General features: G+C 63.4%; 7 protein-coding genes. 6 read left to right on the top strand and 1 reads right to left on the bottom strand.

The window, feature by feature from the left end:
• Positions 1-536 precede the first annotated feature (536 nt).
• The 6 genes from kdpF to AACU78_RS11925 all read left to right on the top strand — a co-directional run bounded on the left by kdpF (position 537) and on the right by AACU78_RS11925 (position 8,726).
• Positions 537-698 carry a K(+)-transporting ATPase subunit F gene (gene kdpF, locus AACU78_RS30070; RefSeq protein ID WP_349815687.1) on the top strand — a complete coding sequence of 54 codons (162 nt, stop codon included), beginning with the start codon at positions 537-539 and terminating at the stop codon, positions 696-698.
• A 107-nt stretch (positions 699-805) separates the two neighbouring features.
• The gene (kdpA, locus tag AACU78_RS11945; RefSeq protein ID WP_106580704.1) at positions 806-2,512 is read left to right on the top strand and encodes a potassium-transporting ATPase subunit KdpA; all 1,707 of its coding nucleotides are present in this window, start codon (positions 806-808) and stop codon (positions 2,510-2,512) included.
• A 10-nt stretch (positions 2,513-2,522) separates the two neighbouring features.
• Positions 2,523-3,170, top strand: coding sequence for a K(+)-transporting ATPase subunit C (gene kdpC / locus AACU78_RS11940; RefSeq protein ID WP_106580703.1), 648 nt, complete (start codon positions 2,523-2,525; stop codon positions 3,168-3,170).
• Positions 3,171-3,182: 12 nt separating this feature from the next.
• Positions 3,183-5,252 carry a potassium-transporting ATPase subunit KdpB gene (kdpB, locus tag AACU78_RS11935; RefSeq protein WP_106580702.1) on the top strand — a complete coding sequence of 690 codons (2,070 nt, stop codon included), beginning with the start codon at positions 3,183-3,185 and terminating at the stop codon, positions 5,250-5,252.
• A gap of 133 nt (positions 5,253-5,385) precedes the next feature.
• On the top strand, positions 5,386-8,037 hold the full coding sequence (locus AACU78_RS11930) for a sensor histidine kinase (RefSeq protein ID WP_106580701.1): 2,652 nt from the start codon (positions 5,386-5,388) through the stop codon (positions 8,035-8,037).
• Positions 8,034-8,726 carry a response regulator gene (locus AACU78_RS11925; protein WP_106580700.1) on the top strand — a complete coding sequence of 231 codons (693 nt, stop codon included), beginning with the start codon at positions 8,034-8,036 and terminating at the stop codon, positions 8,724-8,726. The genes AACU78_RS11930 and AACU78_RS11925 overlap by 4 nt, the downstream gene beginning before the upstream one ends.
• Here AACU78_RS11925 and AACU78_RS11920 read toward each other — a convergent pair.
• Positions 8,686-9,609: a LysR family transcriptional regulator gene (locus AACU78_RS11920; protein WP_106580699.1), complete on the bottom strand. Its 924-nt coding sequence runs from the start codon at positions 9,607-9,609 to the stop codon at positions 8,686-8,688. The genes AACU78_RS11925 and AACU78_RS11920 overlap by 41 nt on opposite strands.
• Positions 9,610-9,681: the final 72 nt, after the last annotated feature.

Here is a 9,681-nt window from a genome sequence, read left to right as displayed (position 1 = left end):
GCCGGAGTGAGGGCATGCCGAGCCTAGGCGAGGCACCGAGTGGTGGGGCAAAGACCTTTTGGTTACTTTTGGCTGGGCCGGCATTCCGGGCGTTTGCCAAAAGTGACCCGCTGTAAGAGCGGAACCCCAAGCCGCCGTTACCCCAGCAACGGATATGTACTCCCCCCCCACCAGCCCGTAAAGAACCCGTATAAATTCCAACTTCCCCATAACGATTACGTCGTCCCTATTGAGCAACTAACCCCCCACGCTCTACCGTCACGTCCTACCCCCAAAACCCGTAGGAAGTCATCGTGGAAAGTTCAACTTTAGGCATGGTCGTCCTGTCAATGATTGCGCTCTTCGGCACCGCCGCGTTTTGCTTCGAGCACCTCGCCACCCGCGGCGAAAAGAAAAAGAAAGCCAAATAAGCTGATCACTGAAATCAGCAGAACCCCAGTTCTTCAAGGGATACCCCGGCACCGGGCTATCCCTTGTTTTCGTTCGTCCAGCCAAAACCCATCTATATACCGTCTTAATACCGCCCCCTGTAATCAGTGCCCGGGCTTGATACCCAAGCGCATAACCTCCCCCGCTTCTTCAACAAGGGGAGTTACACCGTGCTCACACTGACCTTCATTTATGTCGCCAGCGGCTTATGTGCCGTGGGCCTGTTCGCTTACCTGGGCTACGCCCTCATCCGCGCTGAAAAGTTCTAGGGAGTCCGCCATGTACGACGTGATGTTTATCGGCCTCTCCCTGATGTTTTTTGTTGCGACTGCCATGGCCATCGTCGCCATGGGCAAGCTTTGAACGGAGCCACGACATGCTAAGCACTCTGCTGGAATTTGCGCTGGTCCTGGGGTTGATGACCGGGCTTGCCGTGCTGATGGGCAAGTGGCTGACCCGGGTGTTTACCGGGACCGGCCACGCCCTGCCGGAACGTTTTACCTATCGCCTGCTGGGCATCAACCCGCTGGAGACCATGGGCTGGGCCCGCTATGGCTCAGCGCTGCTGCTGTCGAACGCGGCGATGATGCTGCTCGGCTATATCGTCCTGCGCTTGCAGGCGCTAATGCCGATCAACCCGCTGGGGCTGGCCGCGCAAACCCCGGACCTGGCGTTCAACACCGCCGCGTCCTTTATTACCAACACCAACTGGCAGGCGTACTCGGGTGAAACCAGCCTGTCGAACTTCAGCCAGATGGCCGTCATCACCTTTCTGATGTTTGTCGGCGCCACGTCCGGCGTGGTCGCGGCCGCAGGGTTTATTCGCGGATTGAGCCGCTCAAGCTCGGCCGACATTGGCAACTTCTGGGTCGACTTCACTCGCACCCTGTACCGGGTGATGCTGCCGCTGTGCGTGGCCATGGCGCTGGTGTATGTGTGGCAAGGCATGCCACAAACCTTCGCCTCACAAGCCTTGGCGACCACCCTGGAAGGCGCGCAGCAACAGCTGATCGTCGGCGCGGTCGCCAGCTTTGAATCGATCAAGCACATCGGCACCAACGGCGGCGGCTTCTTCAGCATGAATGCCGCGCACCCGTTCGAGAACCCGACGCCGCTGACCAACATCCTGCACATCCTCAGCATGCTGCTGATCCCGTCGGCACTGACCTACACCTTTGGCAGCATGCTGCTGCAACGCCGTCAGGGCTGGGTGTTTTTCGGCACCTTCCTGGTGATGTTCATCGGCTTCCTCGCGCTGGTGTACGGCGCCGAGCAAACCGGCAACCCGTTGCTGACCCAGGCCGGCGCCAACCAGACGCTGTCGATCGAGCAAAGCGGCGGCAACATGGAAGGCAAGGAGCTGCGTTTCGGCATCGCCGACAGCAGCCTGTTTATCGCCACCACCACCGCGGCCACCACGGGTTCGGTCAATGCCATGCACGACTCGCTGACGCCCATGGGCGGCTTCGTGCCGTTGGCGCAGATGATGCTCAACTGTGTGTTCGGCGGCGACGGCGTGGGCTTTATCAACCTGATCCAGTACGCGCTGCTCACGGTGTTTCTGGTGGGCATGATGATTGGCCGCAGCCCGGAATTTCTCGGCAAGAAAATCGAGGCCCGCGAGATGAAACTGGTGATGCTCTCGGTGCTCGCGCACCCCATCAGCATTCTTGGTTTCACCGCCCTCGCCGCCCTGTGGCCGGACACCATGGCCAGCCTCAACAACCTCGGCCCGCACGGGTTCAGCGAGGTGCTCTACGCCTACACCTCGGGCACCGCCAACAACGGTTCGGCGTTTGCCGGGCTGAACGCCAACACACCCTTTTTCAATACCACCATTGGGCTTGCGATGTTGATCGGGCGCTTCTTCACCATGCTGCCGATGCTTGCCGTGGCCGGTTCGCTGGCGATGAAAAAGACCGTGCCGGCCGGCGCCGGGACCATCCCCACCGCGACCCCGCTGTTCATGCTGCTGGTGGTGTTCGTGGTGTTGGTGGTCGGTGGCCTGACCTTCTTGCCGGCGCTCGCGCTCGGCCCGCTGGTGGAGCAACTGCAGTTGCTGTCCGGCCAGACGTACAACTAAGGACATGTTGATGACGACTCAATCGATATTCAAAGGGCTGCTGCGTCCGGTGCTGGTGTCGGCAGTGTTCTTCATGCTGCTGACCGGCCTGGCGTACCCCGCTTTCACCACCGTGGCAGCGCAACTGTTGTTCCCGTATCAGGCCAGTGGCTCGCTGATTGAACGCGACGGCCTGGTGATCGGCTCAGCGTTGATCGGCCAAAACTTCACCAAGCCTGAGTACTTCCAGGGCCGCCCGAGCATGACCCTCGGCGCCGACCCGCAAGACCCGAGTAAAAGCGTGTCGCAGCCCTACAACGCCGGTTCCAGTGGCGCGAGCAACCTGGGCCCGACCAGCCAGAAACTGCTGGACCAGGTCGCCGCACGCGCCAAGGCCTATCGCCAGGACAACGGCCTGCCCGCCGACGCCCCGGTGCCGGTGGACGCGGTCACGGCTTCCGCCTCGGGCCTCGACCCGCATATCTCGGTGGCCAACGCCCGGCTGCAACTGGCACGGGTAGCGCGCTTGCGCCATATCCCCGAGGCCGACCTGCTGCAACTGCTCAACGACCACACCGCCGCACGCACCCTCGGCCTGCTCGGCGAGCCTCGGGTGAATGTGCTGCAACTCAACTTGGCGCTGGATGCACATCAGCCCTCTATTGCGGTCAGTGAGTAAGAGATTGCCCTCATGAAAAATGCTCGTTTACCTCTGTTTGATCGACGCATCGTGCTCACTGCCGGCGTCGACGCGTTGAAGAAATTGCTGCCTCAGGCGCAATGGAAAAACCCGGTGATGTTTGTGGTGTACCTGGGCAGCATTCTCACCACCCTGCTGTGGTTCCAGTCCCTGGGCGGCAAGGGTGAAGCGCCCAGCGGTTTCATCCTCAGCATCACCTTGTGGCTGTGGTTCACCGTGCTGTTCGCCAACTTCGCCGAAGCCTTGGCCGAAGGCCGCAGCCGCGCCCAGGCCGCCAGCCTGCGCGGCATGAAACGCCAGACCCTGGCCAAGTTGTTGCAACAACCGCGCCACGGCGCCGCCTGGCTACCGCTGGAAGCCGGCCTGCTGCGCAAAGACAACGTGGTGCTGATCGAAGCCGGCGACCTGGTGCCGCTGGACGGCGTGGTGATCGAAGGCGTGGCCTCGGTGGATGAAAGCGCGATCACCGGCGAATCGGCACCGGTGATTCGCGAGGCCGGTGGCGACTTTTCCTCGGTCACCGGCGGCACGCGGGTGCTGTCGGATTGGCTGGTGGTGCGCATCAGCGTCAACCCCGGCGAATCGTTCCTGGACCGCATGATCTCGATGGTTGAATCGGCCAAGCGCCAGAAGACGCCCAACGAAGTTGCGCTGACGATTTTGTTGGAAGGCCTGACCCTGTTGTTCCTGCTGGTGATCGCCACGCTGAGCCCCTATTCGATCTTCGCCGTGGCCATGAGCGGCAGCGGCAGTGTGATCAGCGCCACGGTGCTGGTGGCCTTGCTGGTGTGCCTGATCCCCACCACCATCGGCGGCCTGCTTTCGGCCATCGGCGTGGCGGGCATGAGCCGGATGATGTCGGCGAACGTCATCGCCACCTCGGGACGGGCGGTCGAAGCCGCAGGCGATGTCGACGTGTTGCTGCTGGACAAGACCGGCACCATCACCCTGGGCAACCGCCAGGCCAGCAGCTTCTTGCCGGCGCCGGGTGTGAAGGAAGCCGAGCTGGCGGACGCTGCGCAACTGGCGTCCCTGGCCGACGAAACCCCGGAAGGCCGCAGCATCGTGGTGCTGGCCAAGCAGAAATTCGACATCCGCGCGCGCGACATCAACGCCCTGGGCGCAAGCTTTGTGCACTTCACGGCGCAAACGCGCATGAGCGGTGTGGACTTGCCCGAAGGCCGTGCGATTCGCAAGGGCGCGGCGGATGCGATTCGCAGCCATATCGAAGCGCTGGGCGGGAGTTTCCCGGCAGCATTGCAGGCCAAGGTCGATGAAGTGTCGCGACGCGGCAGCACGCCGTTGGTGGTGTGCGACGGCGCCAAGGCGCTGGGCGTGGTGGAGCTTAAAGACGTGGTCAAAGGCGGCATCAAGGAGCGCTTCGCCGAGCTGCGGCGCATGGGCATCAAGACCGTGATGATCACCGGCGACAACCGCCTGACCGCCGCCGCGATTGCGGTGGAAGCCGGCGTGGATGACTTCCTCGCCGAGGCGCGCCCGGAAGACAAGCTGCAATTGATCCGCGACTACCAGGCCCAGGGCAAGCTCGTGGCCATGACCGGCGACGGCACCAACGACGCGCCGGCACTGGCCCAGGCCGACGTGGCGGTGGCGATGAACAGCGGCACCCAGGCCGCCAAAGAGGCCGGCAACATGGTCGACCTCGACAGCAACCCGACCAAGCTGATCGAAGTGGTCGAGGTGGGCAAACAGATGCTGATGACCCGCGGCGCCCTCACCACCTTCAGCGTGGCGAATGACGTGGCGAAGTACTTCGCAATCATCCCGGCGGCGTTTGTCGCCACCTACCCGCAGCTCGGCGCGTTGAACGTGATGCACCTGAGCAGCCCCAACTCGGCGATTCTCAGCGCGGTGATTTTTAACGCGTTGATCATTGTGGCGCTGATTCCCTTGGCCTTGCGCGGGGTGACTTACCGGGCGATTGGTGCGGCGGCGCTGCTTAACCGCAACTTGCTGATCTACGGGCTGGGCGGTGTGCTGGTGCCGTTTGCCGGGATCAAGTTGATCGACATGCTGCTTAGCGGATTGGGTCTCGTGTAGCACCGCCAAACCAATGTGGGAGCGGGCTTGCTCGCGAAAGCGGAGGGTCAGTCAGTGCATGTGTGACTGACCCACCGCATTCGCGAGCAAGCCCGCTCCCACAGGTAACAGCACTGTATTCACCAGGAAGAATATGCCCGCATTAAACGACGACCGCCCCGACCCCGACGCCTTATTGGCCCGGGTACAGCTGGAAGAACAGGCCGCCTTGCGCGGCAAATTGCGTATCTACTTCGGCTCCAATGCCGGCGTGGGCAAAACCTGCGCGATGCTCGCGGCGGCGCAACGCGAAGTTGCGCTGGGCCGCGACCTGCTCGCTGGCGTGATAGAAACCCACGGTCGCGCGGAGACCGCCCAGTGGCTCCAAGGCTTGGAACAATTGCCCCGCGCCGCCCTGTTGCACCGCGAGTTCGCGCTCAGCGAATTCGACCTCGACGCCGCCCTGCGTCGGCACCCCGCCGTGGTACTGGTGGACGAATTGGCCCACAGCAACGTGCCCGGTTCGCGCCACCCCAAACGCTGGCAAGACATTGAAGAATTGCTCAGCGCCGGTATCGACGTGTGGACCACGCTGAACGTCCAGCACCTGGAAAGCCTGAATGATTTGGTCAGCGGCATCATCGGCATTCGCGTGCGCGAAACCGTGCCGGATCACGTGTTCGATAACGCCCACGAAGTGGTGGTGATCGACCTGCCGCCCGACGATCTGCTGCAACGCCTCAAGGACGGCAAGGTGTACCTGGGCCCGCAGGCCGAGCGCGCGTCGCGGCATTTTTTCCGCAAGGGCAACCTGCTGGCGTTGCGCGAACTGGCGCTGCGGCGCACGGCGGATCGGGTCGACACACAAATGCGCGTGTACCGCCGCGAGCGTTCGATCAGTACCGTGTGGCCGGCCCGCGAGCGCCTGCTGGTCGGCGTGGCGGGCGATGCCGGCGACGAGCGCCTGGTGCGCGAAGCTGCGCGGCTGGCGCAAAAACTCGAAGCCGACTGGATCGTGGTGCACGTGGCCGCGCATCAAGGGCGTGGCGCCAGGCGCTACCTGACGGCGATGAAAACCCTGGCGCTGGCGGCCGAATTCGGTGCCGACACCGCCACACTGCCGGGCATGGACGTGGCCGAGGCGCTGGCCGCCTGCGCCCGCGAGCACAACGCGAATCGCCTGGTGCTGGGCCATCATCCACGCCGGGCCTGGCGGTTCTGGCATCAATCGGTCAGCGACCGGATCAGCCGGCACCACCCGCAGATCGATCAGATCGTGATTGCCCACGGGCTGCTGCCGGGCAAGCCGTCGGTCGTCGAAAAAACCGTGCCGGCGGCGGGCACCCGGCTGGCGTATCTGTGGGCAACCCTGGCGTGTTTTGCCGCCACTGCGGTCGCCGCCCTGCTGCTGCAGGTGTTTGACCTGGCCAACGTGGTCATGCTGTTTTTGCTGACGGTGGTGCTGGTGGCCCTGCGGTTTGGACGCGGCCCCGGCGTGTGGGCGGCGATGCTCGCGGTGCTGTGCTTTGACTTCTTTTTTGTGCAGCCGCGTTACTCGTTCACCGTCAATGACACCCAGTATTTCTTCACCTTTGCGCTGATGCTCGGCATCGCCCTGATCACCGGGCAACTCACCGCGCGCTTGCGCCACGAAGCCCGCACCGCCGCCGCCCGCGAGCGACGCGCCACCTCCCTCGCGCGGCTGGCCCGCGACCTGTCGGCCGCGTTGACGGTGGAGCAAATCAGCGAAGTGGCCCTGCGCACGTTCAGTGGCGTGTTTGAAGCGCGGGTCGGCCTGGCGCTGCCGGACGCCGCCGATGGCGTGCACAGCGTCAGCGCGAGCGGGCTGCCGATTGACGACAGCATCGCCCAATGGACTTACGACCACGGCCAGGCGGCCGGCCATGGCACCGACACGTTGTCGGCGGCCAACGGCTGCTATTTGCCGCTCAAGGCCCCGATGCGCGTGCGCGGTGTGCTGGTGCTGGAACTGGCCCAGAGCGAACGCCTGAGCGATCCGCAGGAACGCCGCCTGCTGGAAGCCTGCATGAGCCAACTGGCAATTGCACTGGAACGCGTGCACTTCGTCGAAGTGGCGCAAAGCACGCTGGTGCAGATGGAAGGCGAGAAAATGCGCAACACCTTGCTCGCGGCCATTTCCCACGACCTGCGCACGCCCCTGACCACACTGATCGGCGCCGCCGACACCGCCCTGCCCCACGCCCCACCGGGGCCGTTGACCGAGTTGCTCAATGGCATTCATGAACAGGCCACCTCGATGCAGCGCCTGATCGAAAACCTGCTGGACATGGCCCGCATGCAGGAACGCGGCGTGCGCCTGAACCGGCAATGGCATTCGCTGGAAGAAGTCGTCGGCAGCGCGTTGCGCCAGCTGCGTGAGCCGCTGGCGCACCACCGCGTGCTCACCGCGCTGGACCCGCACTTGCCACTGGTGGAAATCGACGCACTGTTGATCGAGCGGGTGCTGGTCAACCTGCTCGACAACGCTGCCAAGTACACGCCGCCGGGCACGCTGATCACCGTTGCAGCCTGCTCGACCGCAGGCAGCATCGTGCTGCACGTCAGCGACAACGGCCCAGGCAAAGCGCCAGCCAATCTGTTCGAACCCTTCGCGCGCGGCCAGCAGGAGTCGTCCGTCGCCGGCATCGGCCTGGGCCTGGCGCTGGCCAAACGCATTGTCGAAGCCCATGGCGGGCGCATCGAAGCCAACCCCGGTCAGGTGGGCGGCATGCACTTCACTATCACGTTACCGGCGGGCACCCCGCCGCTTATGGAAACCCTATGAGCACTGCACGCATTTTGATTGTGGAAGACGAGGCCAACATCCGCCGCTTCGTCGGGATCGCCCTGCAAGACGAAGGGTTTCAGGTGTTCGAGGCCGACAGCGTCAAACGCGCGCTGATCCATGCCGCCAGCCGCCAGCCGGACCTGGTGATCGTCGACCTCGGCCTGCCGGATGGAGACGGCAAACAGCTGATCAGCGAATTGCGCGGCTGGCTGGCGGTGCCGATTCTGGTGCTGTCGGCACGTGATCGCGAGGAAGAAAAAGTCGCCGCCCTGGACGCCGGTGCCGATGACTACCTGACCAAGCCCTTTGGCGTGCCCGAGCTGCTCGCACGCATCCGCGCACAGCTGCGCCGGCACGGGCAAACGGGTACCGCGGCGGCCACCAGCAAAGTGGCGTTTGGCGACATTGCCGTGGACCTGTCGACACATGAAGTGTGGCGCCAGGGGCAACCGGTGCACCTCACGCCCATCGAATACCGCCTGCTCTGTGCAATGCTTCGCGGCCAAAGCCGGGTGTTGACGCATCGGCAATTATTGCTGGAAGTGTGGGGCCTGGATTACATCGACCGTCCCCATTATTTGCGCGTGCACATGGCGCATTTGCGGCAAAAACTGGAGGCGGACCCGGCGCAGCCGCAGCACTTTATTACCGAGTTGCAGGTGGGGTATCGGTTGATGGGTTTGTAAACAGACGCTCAGCGGCAAAGTCCACAAACACGCGAATCTTTGGCGAGAGGTGCCGGCTGGAGGGCCACAGCGCCCAGAATTGGCCCTGGTCATCGCAGTGCCCGTCCAACACGGTGTCCAGCTGTGCCTGGGCCAGCGCCTCACGGGCCAGGAAGTCCGGCACATAGGCAATGCCATGGCCATCGACGGCGGCCCTGAGCATGGCTTCCATGTTGTTCAAGGTCAGCGCCGTGGGCAGGCGCAACTGGGTCATCGCGGGGTTGGCGGACAAGGTCCAATCCATGATTTTGCCGGTGGTCGCAAACCGATAACGCAGGCACTGGTGGTGTTCAAGATCACTGAGGGTTTGGGGTCGGCCATTGGCCTGCAGGTACTTGGGCGACGCACACAGCACAAAGCGAAAAGGCCCAAGCTTGCGCGCCATCAGTGTCGAATCGGCCAACCCGCCGCTGCGGATCACGACGTCGAACCCCTCCTCGATCACATCCACCAGGTGGTCGTTGAAGTCCAGTTCCAGCTCGATCTCCGGGTAGGCTTTTCTGAAGGCGAGCATGTGCGGAAAGAGGAAGCGATAGCCGATGGTAGGCAGGCTCACGCGCAGCTTGCCGCGCGGTGCCTGCATGGCATGCGAAAGCATCGCGCGGGCGTCGTGCAGGTCATCGAGGATTTTGCGGCTGCGCTCGTAGAACATCTGCCCTTCAGCCGTGAGGCTGACCTTGCGGGTACTGCGGTGCAGCAGCCGCACATTAAGCTCGGCCTCAAGCCTGGCGACATTTTTGCCCACCGCCGAAGCGGAAATCCCCAGCGTACGCGCAGCGCCTACAAAGCTCAGGGCTTCGGCGGTTTTCACGAATGCGATCACACCGCTGAGATTGTCCGTCACGTCATTGCATCCTTTTAGTCCGCTTTGAGCGGAATGTAGACCTGTTTATCCGCGATTACATCCTGATTAGAG

The organism is Pseudomonas sp. R9.37 (genome assembly GCF_963878885.1).
GTDB lineage: Bacteria > Pseudomonadota > Gammaproteobacteria > Pseudomonadales > Pseudomonadaceae > Aquipseudomonas.
This window is presented reverse-complemented; position numbering and strand designations above follow the sequence as displayed.

What these genes read in the sequence shown, in the direction of transcription:
- kdpA (WP_106580704.1), top strand. Translation starts at nt 806, where the DNA reads ATGCTAAGCACTCTGCTGGAATTTGCGCTGGTCCTGGGGTTGATGACC.
- AACU78_RS11925 (WP_106580700.1), top strand. Translation starts at nt 8,034, where the DNA reads ATGAGCACTGCACGCATTTTGATTGTGGAAGACGAGGCCAACATCCGC.
- kdpB (WP_106580702.1), top strand. Translation starts at nt 3,183, where the DNA reads ATGAAAAATGCTCGTTTACCTCTGTTTGATCGACGCATCGTGCTCACT.
- kdpC (WP_106580703.1), top strand. Translation starts at nt 2,523, where the DNA reads ATGACGACTCAATCGATATTCAAAGGGCTGCTGCGTCCGGTGCTGGTG.
- AACU78_RS11930 (WP_106580701.1), top strand. Translation starts at nt 5,386, where the DNA reads ATGCCCGCATTAAACGACGACCGCCCCGACCCCGACGCCTTATTGGCC.